We start from the raw sequence: 16,482 nt of genomic DNA, 5'->3' as shown, positions 1-16,482 counted from the left end.
TTAATACAAAGCTTGCGAGACACTTCGCGTGAAGTAAAGCGACAAAATATAGATTTGGCACGCGCAAATGAAGATCTGCTTCGCATGACGGAATATGCAGACCTGATTCAACAAAAATTACGAATTGATCTCCAGAATTATTCAGAATGGACTGTTAATGCACTTACCGAATTGCTCAAATTTATTGCAACCCAAACACCACATGCCACAGCAACGCAGTTACCCGGACTTCTCACACAATTTTTATTGAGCAACACATTCGGATATTCGGGTGCTGCGATTTGGGAACTGACGCTTGATGCTGATCATAAGTGGAAAAAGCTATCTGAAATTGGCGAAGTTATTTGTAAAACAACCACATTTCAATGTGAGCCGCAACTTCAAGAAATCGTCATTGCCGACCAGTCAATGTATGTGCCTTTTATAGTAAATCATTCGCAATTCGTTCTCATCGTAACCAATGGGATTAAATACAACTCATTTAGTAACTATGAAGTGACATTTTTCAAATTGTTGTCATCCTTATTGACCCATACTTATGAATCCAAGCTGATGCAGCAAAATCTGCAACATGAATTTGCTGAACGCATTCGTGCAGAAGAAGCTACACAGGCGAAAAGCGAATTTTTGGCAAATATGAGCCACGAAATTCGCACACCGATGAATGGGGTTATTGGGATGACAAGCTTGTTGTTGGAAACCAACCTGGATACGGAGCAGCGAGAATTTGTCGAAATAATTCGCAATAGCAGTAATACGCTGCTGACAATCATCAATGAAATTCTGGATTTTTCCAAAATAGAATCTGGCAAGCTGGATATCGAATCACATCCCTTTTTGCTGCACGAATGTGTGGAAGATGCGATTGACCTGCTGACACATGCTGCAACAGAGAAAAAGCTGGTGCTGGTTTACGAGATGGACGAAAATGTCCCGCAGATGGTTAACAGCGATGTCACCCGAATTCGACAAGTTTTGGTTAATCTGATATCCAATGCCATAAAATTCACATCTACCGGGGGAGTTGTCGTTCATGTCGGCAATCAGAAAAATGAAGATGGAACCAATTTACTTCAGTTTTCTGTACGCGATACCGGTATCGGGATACCGCAAGAAAAACTGCACCGGCTGTTTAAGCCATTCAGCCAGGTGGATTCATCAACTACCCGGGTTTACGGCGGTACCGGCTTGGGGTTGATTATCAGCAAAAAAATCTGTGAGTTAATGGGTGGAAAAATGTGGGTAGAAAGTGAAGTGAATGCAGGCTCCATTTTCCATTTTACCATTAACTGCACCGCAAATAATGTTGCGCTTGAATCGCTGGTTTCGGTACCCGCGTCATTCAAAAACTGCACCGCTTTGGTTATAAAAAACAATTCTTTTGCCAGAATGGCACTGTGCAACTTTTTGTCCCGAATTGGGATGACGGTGTTATCCGCAGATTCAGCCGAAACTGCGCTGCCATTGTTGAGCGACACCATTGATTTGCTGGTAATTGATTTGCTTTTTACCAAAAATACGGCTCCCGATGAATTCGTTATGTTTCAACGGTTCATCGATTGTAAATCGTTGCCGGTTCTGTTGTTAACGCCGATAAACTTTATTGAAAACCGCAGCGAGATGAAGCCTTTCCAAACAGCTGAATTTTTCAATGAACCTGTAAAATTCAACAAGCTGTCCAAGATTGTTACTGCAATGCTAACCGGAGAAAATCCGGATATGGAAGCTGTGCAAAAAAGGGGAATGAACAAAAACTTTGCGACGATTTATCCGCATCGCATTTTATTGGCAGAGGATAACCGCATAAACCAGAAGGTCGCACTGCGGATTATGGAGCGATTGGGTTACCGTGCCGATGTTGCCAGCAATGGTGCAGAGGCTGTTTCCGCTATGTTGCGGCAGGATTACGACATTATTTTGATGGATGTTCACATGCCGGAAATGGACGGATTGGAAGCAACCCGCAAAATCCGCGAAAGCATAGATACAGACCGTCAGCCCAAAATTATTGCCCTTACTGCTTCCGCAATGAAAGAAGACCGCAACAAATGCCTTCAGGTTGGGATGGACGATTACATCACCAAACCGGTGCAAATTGAGGAATTAAAACGCATTTTTGCATGTTAAATCCGACAGAGAATCGATAAAGCTCAACTTACCGAATCAACACCATTTTCCGCACTTCCCGAAAATTTCCTGCAACAATTCGATAAAAATATAGCCCGCTGCTCAGTTGGCTACCATCAAATGCAACTTCGTATCTGCCCGACAGTTGTTTTTGGTCAACCAGTACCACTACCTGCTCTCCCAAAATATTGAACACACTGAGTTGAACTGTTGCACTTTTGGGCAGGTTGTAACGAATTCGCGTAATCGGATTGAACGGATTCGGATAGTTTTGTGACAACGTGAATCGGGTTGGCACGCCACTGTTTTGAACATCGTCGATGCCAGTAACCGCGTCAATGCGCACCAGCACGGATTTGCTGTCGCTATTGCCTGCTGTATCAATTGCGGTGACGGTCATATCCACATCGCCGGAAAAATTGCCGAAGCTGGCAAGGGTTAATAACCCGGTTTGTGGATGAAAATCGCGCAGCAGCGAATCGTTTGTTGCATCGAAAATGAATGCCAGCAGGCTGTCCGGCATGTCCGGATCTTCCGCGAAATCCCACACATTTACGGTCACAATCGTGTCCCGCGGAAACTGGATGAAACCGGGAAATGCGGCAATATTAGGCGGATCTTCCACAGCAGTTACGGTAACCGAAAACAGGTCGCTGGCGCTGGCGCCGGATGGATCAACTGCGCGAACCGTGATTGTTCGCGCACCGAAATAGTTGGGTTCGGGTGTGATTACCAGGCTGTCACCGGTAATTTCTGCTGCGATGCCCGCGCCGCTGATTGCCCGAAACCGCAGCACGTCGCCATCGGGATCAACAAACATTTCGTTGAGATTTTTGACAGCCGTAAAGGGCGGGCTATCTTCAATTAAAACAATATCTTCAATCGGGAATAGCAACGTTGGTGCTTTGGACAAAGCGAACACAACAATCGTGTCGCTGGCGCTCGCACCATCGGGATCGCTGACGCGAAATTCGACCGCAAATGCGCCGGTGCTGTCCGCTGTTACGGAAAATTGTGCGGTTTGGGAAATCGGATCGATCGTGATGTGCAGATCGCTCGTATCCACTTTTGCGGACGGTAAAACTACCGCCAGCACCTGCGCCTGCCACTGTAAATCGCCAGTCGGATGATCGATATCCGTTGCAAATTCCGCCAGCGCCAGCGTTGCGCCGCTATCCGCCGGAAATGCCACATCCGGCAGTGCAGGTGAAATTTGCGGCGGATCGTTTACCGGATGCACCTGCACCACCACCTGCGCCGTATCTGTGCCGCCAACGCCATCGATGATGCTGTATTGGAACGTGTCCAATCCAAAAAAATCAGTTGCAGGTTTGTAAAACAAAAACGGCTGCCGCATCAAAGAAACAGTGCCGTTTTTCGGTTGGTTGAAGCTGTCAAATTGCAGCGAATCGCCATCCGCGTCGCTGTCGTTTGCCAACACATCCAGTTGAATGGATACATCTTCGCTGGTATCGAATGCGTCATTTTGGGCGACCGGTTGCGTGTTTACCGGGAAGCTGAAATTCACCAATCGCACCGCATCCGGCAAATACTGCACATCATAATATGCCGTATCGATGCCGCTGAATGTGCTGAACGTGCCGTTTCGGGCGGCTGTTTGCAAAATTTCCAGCGTATCGCCGTTGGCGGGAACAAAACCGTTGAGCAGCGATAGCTGCAATCTGCTGCCGGTGAGATGTGCTGCGCCGCTGATCCGCAACTGATCGTGTTCGCTGCCGGGCGTTTTTCCGCCGAGTTCGATGGCAACGTCCGCCGCATCGGAAAGGGGATAATTGCCAATCACCGACAAAATTCCCGGGGAATTTCCCGGCGCCAGCGTTCCGTTATTTACAAAATTTGCCGCCGAAACATCCAGAAATCCGTTCCCGCGAATGTTGCCGTTTGGGTGGTTGGTGAGGGATTGCTCGAAAATAAGCGTATCGGAAATATCGATGCTACCGCTATTTTCCACGTCTGCGCGCACCGCAATGTGCGGTCCGGGCAATTTGCGCAGCAGCCCGGTGTTGAGCACTTTGCCGCCATCGGAAAGCCCTTTCGTCAGCGCGGTTGTCGGGTGCAAATTCAGCGTTCCGCCGGGCAAATTATAAATGGTTGCGCCATTTTGCATGCGTATTTTCCCGCCGTCGAACCAGTTGATTATATTAAAATTACGAATGTTTTTACTGTTGATTGTCCGAAACCCATCGCCGGTAAAATTGAGCTCGCCCAAATTGTCAATTGTGCCGCTGCCGCTGATTTCGCCGCGTTCCCAATTGATGATTCCTTTGTTAAAAATAGGGCTGTTTCCGCGAAGCTTGCTTTCCGAATTCCGGATATCCAGCCGCAGCGGTGCGTTCAAAACCAGCCCGTTTGCGCCGGTCGACAGCACGTCAGCGCGGTTCAATATTATCGTTCCGGCACCGCTCAATTGCATATTTTCCCATTCATGCAGCCCGCCGGAAAACGTGAGCGAACTGCCCTGCGCAACGGAAATTTCAGCCGTTGTGCCGCTGCTGCCGTCTGCCACATTCATCGTGCCGGATTCGATTGCCAGCGTGCCGTTGTTTTCCAACGCAATTTCTACCAGCACATCAGTAACAACACCGGTTTGACGCAACAGCCCGTCATTGTGCACCAATCCGCCAACCGGATTTCCGAAAAATTTGAGGATATCGCCGGTTGCGGAAAACAGCAACGAACCGCCATCTTGATTGAACAGCACACCACCATTGGCGATACGGATATCGCCTTCACCGCTCCACATCGCTTCACCCGCATTTGTCAGGGTGCCGGCGTCGATAAATTTTATGTCCGATGTGCCGCCGCTCATTTCTAAATCGCCATTGGCGGTCACGCTGATGTGTTGCAATGTGCCGCGTCGCCAGCGCATCAACCCGTCAACCCGCAAATTGCCGCTGCCGTTGAGGATGCCGTTATTCAAAATGAGTTGATCTAATGAAAAGCTTCGCAAAAAGGTGAATGTCCCGCTGTCAATGGTCAGTTTGCCGTTGCCGGAAATGGCGCTTTCGGTGAAAATGCTGCCGCCGCTGAGTTGCAGCTCGCCGACCAGCATCGCAGAAAGTGTCTCGCTGAAAATATGGTTGCCGCCGGAAATTTCCAGAATGCCGGTTTCGGCAATCGCCAGATTTCCGGAGAGATAATCGCCATCGCGGTTCAACCGCAGCCTTCCGCCGGAAATTTGCAGCTCGCCGCTATTTTCAAATGCCGCGTCAATCAGCGATTCGTCCGTTGCGGATGAGCCGGATTTTATCAGCAATCCGTTGTTGACGATGCTGCCGCCATCCGGCTCTCGAAAGAAAATATTGGCACTTTTCACAATCTCGATCGTGCCGGATAAGTTGTTGATTATTTTAGCGTTATCGCTAATTCGGAGATCGGTGTTGTCCAACCATTCGATGCTGCCGTTATTCGAAAGTGTCCGGAATTCCAGATTTGTGGCGCTTTCGCCGGAAAAGCGGATTTGCGAATGATTTACAAATTCGCCATCGCCGGAAATGGTGCCGCGCAACCACTCGATGCTGCCGAAATTTTCCAGCGTGCCGTTGCCGGAAATGCGGCTGCCGGAAGTTGCGATGCGCAGTGTTGCGTCATTTTCGATCCGCAAACCGTTGCCGGTAAGTTCGATTTCGGCATCCTGAACCCGTAATTCACCGCCGCCGGAAACGCTGACATCGTTCAATAGATGCCCGGCGTTGCTTATTCGCAGCACCGTATTTTCTGCGATTTGCAGTGTTGCATTCCGTTGGTCGCTGCCGGCCATGAGGCGCAGTTCGCCACTGTTGTTGATCAGTGTGCCGCGATGTTCAAATAATACGTTAATCAAATTGGTCGAGGAATTATTGTCCCTTTCGATCGTGCCCAAATTGATCAATTTTCCGCTGCCGTCCAGTGTGCCAATGTCGCCATCGCCATACCACTCAAATAACCTGTTCGTGTTGTTTACGAGAATTGCGCCGTTGCCCAGCCGGATATCCCCGTTGCTGCTGAAGCGGGAATCTCCGCGCAACATCAGCGTTCGTGCAACCAGTTCCCGCTGGCTGGTACCGTCGATAATCATCTCGGCATCGTTGCCCAAAATGGTCGAATCTGCACTTCCGCTGCCGCTCAGCCGGCCATTATTCCATCTGAAAATCGATAAAATTGTCAATTTAGCGCCGTTGATTTCCGCATCGCCCAATTCCAGCCCGCTAACGCTGACCGGTGCCGTTGCCGTAACAATGCCGCTATTGACAACTGCCGTATCGTTCGCACCGGGAACGCCGGTTGGCGTCCAGTTGGCGGCGGTTTGCCAGTTGCCGGTTTGCGCAGCCCATGTAAAACGCGTTTGGGCAATGCCCTGCGGGAGACATATTTGTATGTATAAAATGAATAAAATTGATCCTGTTTTCAGAAAATGCGGACAGGTATTCATAAAACCCTCATGTGAAAAATAGGATAAAAATATTGCAATATCATGATTAGTCGCTTTAATGTAAGATTTGCCGGAAGTTTTGTCCACCAAAAAATTCCCGTTATTCAATTCACGGGTTGATAAGTTTGTGAGGGCTTTCGATACAAAAACTGTCCGGTTTTGAGCACATAATCCTAATTTTCGCAATGATTTAGAGATGTGTGATTTAACGCTTGAATTGCGCCGGGTGTTATGTTATCTTCTCAGCGATAAAGAATTTCGTATCCATAAATTGATCTGCGGACATGCAAAGACGCGAGTTCCTAAAAGTTATCCCCGGCATCGCTTTCCTGTTGATGGATGCCAAAAAAGCAATCGCCAGAGCGTTTCCGGGATTGTTTCCCGATTACCTGACCCTTTTCCCCCCCAACAGCAGACAAAGCCTGGAATTGCCCATTCGCTGGCAGCAGGACGTTGCATTTGTGGATGCCCGAAGGCTTGCCGAATCGCTGAAATACAACACGTATTTTAACGATGAGCGCAAAAAACTGGTGCTGTATCTGCCCCAAAATAAAGTGGTCATCACAGCCAACAACCCGTTTGTGATCATCGACGACCGCACATTGCAGATGCCCGTTTCCTGCACGATCGAACGGAATGATATTTTTCTGCCGCTGTCCTATTGGGTGCCTTTAGTGAACCAGTACGCGAATATTAATTTGAATTACGATGAAAAACAGCAAATACTGCAGTTTGGCGACCCCCGTTTTAATGTTGCGGGGGTAGATGTGGATGCCCGGGAAAATGGCGTTGTCATTCGTATTCGTACCGCCAAGAAATTCCAGAAGGGCGAAATGAGCATCGACAAACGCAACAACTGGTTGCATGTCGATTTGTACGGCGCGACAGCAGACATCAATTCGCTGGCACGCAATCTGGACGAAGGTCCGGTGCGGGAGATGAAGGCGTTCCAGTTCGCAACGCTGTTGTCTGTCGCTTTCCGGTTGCGCACCGATCCCATTTCCCGCGAAGTATATCAGGATGAAAATACCGGAGAAGTGGTGGCCATTTTGCGTTACCGCGAGCAGCTTGCCGAATCCGAAACTGCCGAAAAACAGCCTGAAAAAGCCGAAGAAGCACGGGTTGAAAACAATCGCCAAACCCCAGAAAAAGAAGATGACATCCGCAAACAACTGGAAACAGAACGCCAGCGCTGGCTGATCGATACGGTAGTGATCGATCCCGGTCACGGCGGAAAAGATCCCGGTGCAATTGGTGTCGGCGGACTGCAAGAAAAAGATGTGGTGCTCTCCATCGGGCTGAAACTCGGTGAACTCATCGAACGGCGGATGCCCGGCGTAAAAGTAATTTACACTCGCAAAGACGACACATTTGTAGAATTGCGGCAACGCACCCAGATCGCCAATGAAAATCAGGCTAAATTGTTTATCAGCATCCACGCCAACGCCAACAAAAGCAGCAGCCCCGCCGGCTTCGAAACCTATTTGTTGGGTGCGACCAAAGGTGCCCAGGCCAGCGCCGTAGCAGAGCGGGAAAATGCGGTAATCCGGTTCGAATCGTCAGAAAATCAGGCGCATTACAAAGGCATCAACGCCATTTTGGCCGGACTTGCCCAAACTGCTTTTATGAAACAGAGCGAGCATTTGGCCAGCAACGTGCAAACGCAAATCGGCAAACGCATGCAATCGCTGAACATGAAAGATCGTGGCGTTAAGCAAGCCGGATTTTGGGTGATGGTCGGTGCATCGATGCCCTGCGTTTTGGTTGAAACTGGATTTATCACGAATCGTTACGATGCCAAAATCCTCAAAACCAATTCCCACCAGCAGAAAATTGCCGAAGGGATCTTTGCCGGGCTGCAACAGTTCAAAACAGACCATGAAAATTCAATTTAGTTGAAAAAAACGGATGACTAAATCCGGTACCGGTTGACAATTCGCCGGAAAAAGCGTTTATTTGTATCTTAAAAAAATCGCCAAAAAATTGCCGTGTTTTCGTTCAAGAGGCCATTAATGAAAAATAGAATTTTAGCGTTAATTTGTTTTACTGCACTTGCTGCACAGCCCGTTTTTTCGCAATCGGTTGGCACAACGGTATTTGAATTTTTGCGCAGCCAATACAGCGCTCGCGGCGCGGCAATGGCCAACAACCTGGTGGCTGTTCAGGGTGATGTGAACGCGGCAGCATACAATCCGGCAGTGCTTTCAACCGTTACCGAACCGCAGTGGACTATCAATTTTACCGATCATTTGCTGGATTTTCAGGCGGGGCAGTTGGGCTACGCGTTCCAAAAAGGGCAGCTTGGCACAATCGGTTTTGGCTTGATTTATTTCGATTACGGCGATTTTGAAGAAACCGACTTGTTCGGTGAGGAAACCGGACGCAGTTTTGGCGCTTCGGAATTTGCGCTTTCTGCTACCATTTCCAACCAATTGGGACCGGGATTTGATTACGGCGTCAGCGCCAAATTTATTTATTCCTCGCTGGAAGAATACAACGCCTCCGGCATCGCGCTGGATGGCGGGATTATTTTTCGTCCGTCCTACATTTCGGATTTTCAGGTTGGCGTTTCAGTTTCAAATATTGGATTTATGCTGGATAATTACACCGAAACTGAAGACAAGTTACCGCTCATGGTGCGTCTCGGATTTGCCAAAAAATTGGCGCACTTGCCGCTGATGTTTATGGCATCGTTAAACGATATCAGCCAACAAACCGGCGATAACCTCGATATTTTAAAACGCTTTAGCGTTGGTGGGGAATTTGATGTGAGTGACGCGGTAAAGTTTCGGATCGGTTACGATAACGGTGTGAATCAAAGCATCAAAAGTTTGGGAACCCGCAGTTTTAGCGGCATTTCCGCCGGGTTGGGTATCGCTTACAAACGCTTCCGGCTGGATTACGCTTTCGCAAATTATGGCGAACTGGGAGCGCAAAACCGAATTGGCGTTACCGGAGGACTGTAACCCATCCGTCTGTTTTACCCAGAAGATTTGACCCGCCAGATTTCTGAAAAACCATTCGTATCGCTGAAAACCCGCACAATAAACCTAATTTTTTAGCACCTTTTCAGCATCAAAAATAGGTGTTTTTTCCGCATATCCGTCCTTCCAAAATTGTTGCAAAATTTGCTCAAAACGATCCGCAACACATTCGAAAACCTGGATGATATCCGGATCAAAATGTTTGCCGCTTTCGTCGCGGATGATTTGAACCGTCACATCGTGCGGATAGGCTTCTTTGTAAACCCGCTCGGAAGTAAGCGCATCGTACATATCGGCGAGGGCAACCACCTGAGCAGATAGCGGAATTTCGTCGCCGCACAATCCGCGCGGATATCCGGTGCCGTCAAACCGCTCATGGTGACAATAGGTAACATCGATGCCCATGTTCAAAAAATCCATTTCGCCAAATTGTTTGCGAATGGAGCTGAGGGTTTGGAAACCGACAACGGTGTGCTGCTTCATCAATTCGTATTCATCTTCGGTTAGTTTATCGCCTTTTAACAAAATGTGATCCGGGATGCCCACTTTGCCGATGTCGTGCAGCGGCGCGGTGCGATCCAGCGTGTCAATAAAACTGTTGGTGATATACGGCAGATATCTGGGATGATTTTTCATCTCCAGCGCGAGCGCCCGGCAATAGCTGCGAATGCGTTCCAAATGGTATCCGGTTTCCTGATCGCGTTGTTCTGCCAAGCGTGCCAGCCCGAAAATGATGGCTTCCTGCGCGCCAATCAGCGCATTTTCCATGCTGCGCAATCCAGTGACATCCGTTACAATTGCGGAGTAAGCGAACACATCGCGGTTTTCGTTGCGAACGGGGAAAAAGTTGATGTTGGCAATCCAGCGCGTGCCATTTAATCGATGGGTGGAAATCTCCTGTTTCCAATGCCCGCGATCATCGATGGTCGAAAGTATCTGCCGGAAATTGATTCCCGGAAAAATTTCGCCCAGTTTGGTAAATGGCGCATTTTGCAGCTCATTTTTGCTGAACCCGCTCATGCTGCAAAAGCCCGGATTTACGCGAACAATCAGCCCGTCGATATCCATAATCAGCAAACCGTCCTCTTTGCTGTTGAAAATATCCTGATAAATCCGGAAATCTTCCGCACGGTGTTGGAGCATTTCTTTCAGATCGTTTACCAGATGTTTTTCTGCTTTGCGCTCCTGGCTTTGCTGGATGACATGATGCACTTTTTTGATGAGATCCGAAACCATGAACGGTTTGCTCAGATAATCGTACGCGCCTTTTTTGAGGAAATCTACTGCGGTATTCAGATCGGGATTGCCGGTCATGAAAATAAATGGCAGTTCCGGAAAATGGTTCAGCGCGTATTCAAATAAATCGCGCCCATTTTTTTGAGGGAGATATATATCCGAAATGACAATATCAAACTTGTCTTCGCGAAGTTTTGCAATTGCTGAATCAACGTTTGTAACGGCAATCGCAGATATATTTTCTTCTTTTAAAGTCTTGACAAGAATTTCGCCCAGTTGATATTCATCATCCAGAATTAATGCTTTGAAATTCGTCATATTCATTCAATCGCCTGCACAGTTTGCTGGTGAATAAACCCCGTAAACAATTGGTTTAGCACGGTTGTGAATGTTTTTCCTTCCCGGGAATACGGAAAATGATAAACGTTCACCAAATATATCATCGGAATTATATCCGAATCACTTAGCAATTCGAATTTTTTGTAACCGTCCATGCTGCTCTGGATTTTGGCAATCATACTGTCAAAAATTCCGTTAAATGTCAAATATCGAAAACCGTGTTACGATTCCGGTACTAATCAGTTCCGCATATTTATGCGTGTGGGAAGGCGTCGAAAAAACACCTGTTGATGATGAAAGTTGTTCCTGCAAAAGCCTTTGGCTGAGATTGCAGGACGCGAAAAAATAATCAAATCTGAAAAAATATCCAAATCTGATCAGGCTTTATTGGATTTTTTGGTGAGCTTTTTTTCGATTGCCGGATATTCAACGGCATATTTTCCGTCCGGGTAGGCAGATTTTAATTGATCGAAAACCTGGCGGCTTTCCGTCCATTTGCGTTGCCCCAAATAGCTGATGCACAAAAAGAATCCGATGGTTTCCTTATCAAAAAAATCCGGGTCCAGTTCCATTACTTTTTGGCAGGTTGTCTGCAACTTTTCGTATTCCTTACGTTCGTACATCAGATGTGCCATGCCGAATAAGCCGGGCGCTTTGGTTTTTTCCGTTGTCGCCTGTTTGATAAAATCAAGAAAATACGATTCGGCAGCGGTCATGTTTTTTTCGAAAAAATGAATCATCCCGAGGTAATAACGGGTGGTCTGGCGATATTCCTGATCGTCATCTTTAAACAGCGGCAGCACTTTTTCCAACGGCGGACGCGCTTTTTTTGTATCGTTCGCAGCGAAATAAATTTTGCCGATCTCAAAATAGGCATAGCGTTTATCGTAATCGGGAATTGGTTGCAGAGTTGCATCTTCCAGATTGGCAATTGCCTTTCCTGGGTTGCGGAGCATGCTGTAACTAACGCCGATCAGCCGCAGCGCATCGAAAACCTGATGCGGATTGAGCACAGGGCTTTCCATTGCTTTTTCCAGATAGGCGATGGTGTGCGGGTATTGCTGCATGTGATAATACGCCCACGCGATTTCGATGCGCAGCAGCGGCAAGTTGTCTTCGTCATCCAGAATATTTTGTTCGACCCAACGATATTTTGTCAGTGCGTTGGCATAATCTTGCTTCATGGCAGCCTGCTGGGCTGTTTGCAGAACGGCAAGAATTTGTTCCGGAGTCGGGCTTTGGCTCATCGTAGTGCATTCCTTAAATTTCTTTCGCCGTGTTTTTCGGCGGAATTTCTGGTTATATTTTTCAATCGGATGATACACTGGCGCAAAATTTCGCCGTATATTCTGTTTGCATATTTACTGTCTCGGCTTACAATCGAATAAACATCCGTTACGATCTGAAAAATACAAAGGAGAGTCCATGAACGCAATTCATTCTATTACTCAACTCACAGAAGAAGAAAGCATGTTTCGCGACGCGATCCGCGAATTTGCAGAAGAACAAATAAAACCGCATGTTCAGGAAATGGATCAGAAAGGGCAGTTTCGCCGGGAATTGCTGGATCAATTTTTTGAATTAGGGCTGCTGGGCATCGATATTCCCGAAGAATACGGCGGAACCGGAGGCAACTTTTTCATGTCCATTTTGGCGATCGAAGAGTTGTCCAAAGTTGATGCATCTGCCGCTATTTTTGTGGATGTGCAAAATACGCTGGTCAACAACTGCATTCAAAAATGGGGCAGTGAGGCGCTCAAAAAGAAATATTTGCCACAGTTGGCGCAGGAAAAAATCGGTGCGTATGCATTGTCCGAAGCCAGCTCCGGCAGCGATGCGTTTGCGCTGAAAACCCGTGCTGAAGATATGGGCAGCCACTTTGTGTTGAACGGCAATAAAATGTGGATCACCAATGCGGCAGAGGCGGATTTGTTTATCGTATTCGCCAACGCGAATCCCGAAGCCGGGTACAAAGGCATCACCGCGTTTATGGTCGAACGCGGATTTGAGGGATTCCGCGTCGGGAAAAAAGAAGATAAACTGGGTATTCGCGCCAGCAGCACCTGCGAACTGATCATGGAAAATTGTATTGTTCCCAAAGAAAATGTGATTGGCGAAGTTGGCAAAGGCTACAAATCTGCGATCGAAACACTCAACGAGGGCAGAATTGGCATCGGCGCGCAAATGCTCGGCGTGATGCAAGGCTCGTTGAATGCCGGCATGCAATATGCCCGAGAGCGCACCCAGTTTGGCAAAGTGATTGGCAAATTTCAGGGTGTTGCGTTCCAGATTGCCGAATGTGCCACGCTTACCGAAGCTGCCCGCCGGATGGTGTACGATACCGCACGGATGAAGGATGCTGGACAAGATTTTGTGGTGGAAGCCGCGATGACCAAACTGTTCACTTCGGTGAATGCAGAAAAAGTGACTTCGCGAATGATCGAGGTTTTTGGCGGTTACGGCTTCACCAAAGAGTATCCGGTGGAAAAATTTTATCGGGATGCCAAAATCGGGCAAATTTATGAGGGAACATCCAACATGCAACTGGATACGATCTCTAAATATCTGCTCTTTAAATAGAAGTCAGCAAAATTCAATGAAATTTGGCGATTTACAAAAAACGTGCCTAAAGTTGTCTCAGGGCACGTTTTTTTGTTCACTAATTAAATTTTTTTCTTTAAAGTTTTTCCGCAGACGCCGATAGTTTAAATCACGGAGTTTGGGAGAGAAAAGAAAGGGGATGTTGCAGGGCTGGTATCACACAGGGATGTGGGCAGCTGCAACAGGGAAGTTATAGCAACATTCCCCTTCTGTTTTTTAGAAACACGCCACACAGAAAATCACCACCAAAATCACTCATAATGCAACGCCTTCACAGGGTTCGACATCGATGCTTTAATCGATTGAAACCCGACCGCTACCCAGGCAATCAACATCGAAAAAATGCCCGCAGCTACAAACAGCAGCCAGTTGATCGATGTGCGATAGGCGAAATCCGCCAGCAGTTGGTTCGATGCGTAATAAGCGAGCGGACAGGCGATTACGAATGCAACCAGCACAATCGCCATAAAATGTTTGGAGAGCATCACGGTGATGTTTCCGGTGGTTGCGCCGAGCACCTTGCGCACGCCGATTTCTTTGGTGCGCTGGGTGATCATCAGCGATGCGATGGCAAACAGCCCCAGCCCGGCGATGATAATCGCCAGTGTTGCAAACGCGGATGCGACGGTCAGCAGCCGTTCTTCGTTTTCGTAGAGCCGGTCAAAATTTTCATCGATCCAGAAAAAATTGAGCGGATTGCCCGGCATAATTTCCTGCCATTTATCGCGAATAAATCCTAGCGCGGCGGTGTGATTGCCCGGCGCAATTCTGGCGGAAATAAAGCGGTGGCGGCTGTTATCCGGCGGGCGATAAAAATGAACCACCGGCGCTACCGCTTCTGCCAATGAGTTGTAATTGTAATCCTTCACTACACCGATGACGTTGAACTCGCTATCACCGAGGCGCACTTTGTGCTCCGCAACATCGCTCCAGCCAAAGGCGCGCACCGCCGCCTCGTTCAAAATTACCGATGATTCCGCCTCTGCTTCGAGATCTTCCGAAAACGCCCGCCCTTCGCTGATTTTCATTTTGAATGTGTCGAAATAATGCGCGTCAACCGCGCAATAGCGCATGCGAAAACGTTCCGGTTCCTGACCCGGATTTACCGGAAAAATAAACGTAAATCCACCCGACCATTCACCCGGTGCTGTTGACGACGAACTCACAGATTCGATGCCGCTGAACTGACGGAGCTCATTTTTGAAAGTCGTCAACGTTTGCTGTGCGGCTTCGGGATCGGCAAAATCGTTCTGGTTTGCTTCGATGGCGATGACATTGTTTTTATTAAAATTAAGATTGGCAGATTTCATGTGCTGCAGTTGCAGAAATAACATGCCGGTAGTGATCATCAAAACGATGGACAACACGAACTGAGTGACCACCAGCCCCAACCGCAAATTTGCGCCTTTTGGCGACTGCTGCAGCTTTCCGCGCAGCGCCTCGTTCGGCTGAAAGCGCGAAAGAAAAATTGCCGGATACGCGCCGGCGAGCAAACCAACGACAATTCCAAGGCTGACTAAATCACGTATAATTATATAGTTACTTTGAAAATTTAACGCCAGCGGCAAATCATATAGCGCGTTGAAAAACGGCAAAATCAATTCCACAATCCCGATTCCGATTGCCAGCGCAATCAGACTCATAAGCACAGCTTCGGTGAGGAATTGGCGAATCAGGCGGGTGCGCTCCGCACCGAGGACTTTGCGCATGCCGATTTCGCGGGCGCGTTCCATCGATCCGGCGGTGGTCAGATTCATAAAATTGATTGATGCGATCAAAATAATCGCAACCGCGATGATCAGCAAAATATAGGCGTAGGTATTCGCGCCGGTGAGATCGTTGTAGAGCGCAGGCAGCGGCAGCAGTTTCAGCGTCAACCCTTTGGTTTCATCCGCGCCCCAGGTTTTGCTGACGAATGCGGGAAACTGCGCTTCCAGCGCTGACGGTTTGGCATCTTGATTGAGCAAAATGAAGGTATATAGCCAGGAGCTGCCCCAATTTTCCGCGTTGCGTTCGTACCATTGCTGGCTTTCCGGATTGACCATGATGTCAATCTGTACGGATGAATTATCGGGAATTTCCGCCAGCACGCCGCGCACTGTAAATTCGTAACGGAAGGCCATCCGCAAGGTTTTGCCAATTGGATCGGCATCGCCGAAATATTTTTTGGCGATTTCCTGCGAAATTACCACGGAATTGATGTCCGAAAACGCGCCGTCGCGATTGCCTTTTGCCAGCGGCAGCGTGAAAATTTCCAGCAGTGCCGGATCCGCGTACGCAATTTCTTCCTGAAATTTCTGTTCCCCGACCTCCACCCATTCGTTGTCGGTCCAGTACCGGGCAGCATTTTTGATCGCCGGATAGTCGCTGCGCAGCGCTGCGGCCATCGGGAGCCAGGTGTCGCGGGTGATTTGCGTGCCGGTCGGCGTCGGACGCTCTTTGTAAACCAGATAAATATTTTCCGCGTTTTCATTGAACGCGTCGTAGGTGAGTTCATGATTGGTGTAGAGAAAAATCATGATTGCCGCGGCAATGCCCACCGCCAGCCCAAAAATGTTGATGAATCCGTTGAGCTTGTGTTTCGCAAAATGCCGGAACGCAATTTTTATGTAGTTGAAAAACATGTTTCCTCCAAAAAAGTTGATTTCAAAAGCGGAAAAGGGAGATCCCTGCCTACGCAGAAATTTTGAAATTTTCAAAAGAATTTTTCCGGATTTTCGATAACACCGGGCTTAAGCCCGGTGCTAAAGAAGCGATCGTCTG

General features: G+C 48.1%; 9 protein-coding genes. 4 read left to right on the top strand and 5 right to left on the bottom strand.

What is annotated here, in order from left to right; all coding sequences use genetic code 11:
- Positions 1–54: 54 nt before the first annotated feature.
- Complete coding sequence (locus H6629_06025; protein ID MCB9067348.1) at positions 55–2,127, top strand: response regulator; 2,073 nt, start codon at positions 55–57, stop codon at positions 2,125–2,127.
- A 28-nt stretch (positions 2,128–2,155) separates the two neighbouring features.
- Here the strand turns inward: H6629_06025 and H6629_06020 are convergent, their stop codons facing one another.
- Positions 2,156–6,559, bottom strand: coding sequence for a tandem-95 repeat protein (locus H6629_06020; protein ID MCB9067347.1), 4,404 nt, complete (start codon positions 6,557–6,559; stop codon positions 2,156–2,158).
- A gap of 284 nt (positions 6,560–6,843) precedes the next feature.
- Here H6629_06020 and H6629_06015 point away from each other — a divergent pair, with 284 nt between their 5' ends.
- Together H6629_06015 and porQ are read left to right on the top strand one after the other, a co-directional pair.
- A complete protein-coding gene (locus tag H6629_06015; GenBank protein ID MCB9067346.1) occupies positions 6,844–8,454 on the top strand; it encodes an N-acetylmuramoyl-L-alanine amidase in 1,611 nt (536 codons plus the stop codon).
- A gap of 117 nt (positions 8,455–8,571) precedes the next feature.
- Entirely contained in the window at positions 8,572–9,525 is a 954-nt protein-coding gene (porQ, locus tag H6629_06010; GenBank protein MCB9067345.1) for a type IX secretion system protein PorQ, read from the top strand.
- 84 nt (positions 9,526–9,609) lie between these two features.
- Here porQ and H6629_06005 read toward each other — a convergent pair whose 3' ends face one another.
- From H6629_06005 to H6629_05995, 3 genes are all read right to left on the bottom strand, one after another.
- Positions 9,610–11,103 carry a response regulator gene (locus H6629_06005; GenBank protein ID MCB9067344.1) on the bottom strand — a complete coding sequence of 498 codons (1,494 nt, stop codon included), beginning with the start codon at positions 11,101–11,103 and terminating at the stop codon, positions 9,610–9,612.
- Positions 11,100–11,297 carry a hypothetical protein gene (locus H6629_06000; GenBank protein ID MCB9067343.1) on the bottom strand — a complete coding sequence of 66 codons (198 nt, stop codon included), beginning with the start codon at positions 11,295–11,297 and terminating at the stop codon, positions 11,100–11,102. The genes H6629_06005 and H6629_06000 overlap by 4 nt, the downstream gene beginning before the upstream one ends.
- A gap of 198 nt (positions 11,298–11,495) precedes the next feature.
- Entirely contained in the window at positions 11,496–12,365 is an 870-nt protein-coding gene (locus H6629_05995; GenBank protein ID MCB9067342.1) for a tetratricopeptide repeat protein, read from the bottom strand.
- A 178-nt stretch (positions 12,366–12,543) separates the two neighbouring features.
- On the opposite strand from H6629_05995, the gene H6629_05990 reads away from it, so the two are divergent.
- Positions 12,544–13,698: an acyl-CoA dehydrogenase gene (locus H6629_05990; GenBank protein ID MCB9067341.1), complete on the top strand. Its 1,155-nt coding sequence runs from the start codon at positions 12,544–12,546 to the stop codon at positions 13,696–13,698.
- Between the two features lie 272 nt (positions 13,699–13,970).
- Here the strand turns inward: H6629_05990 and H6629_05985 are convergent, their stop codons facing one another.
- Positions 13,971–16,343, bottom strand: a complete 2,373-nt coding sequence (locus H6629_05985; protein ID MCB9067340.1) for an ABC transporter permease — start codon at positions 16,341–16,343, stop codon at positions 13,971–13,973.
- Positions 16,344–16,482: the final 139 nt, after the last annotated feature.

The organism is Calditrichia bacterium, assembly GCA_020634975.1.
GTDB lineage: Bacteria > Calditrichota > Calditrichia > RBG-13-44-9 > J075 > JACKAQ01.
The sequence above is the reverse complement of the archived record's forward strand: the minus strand, read 5'-3'. Positions and strand labels throughout refer to the sequence as shown.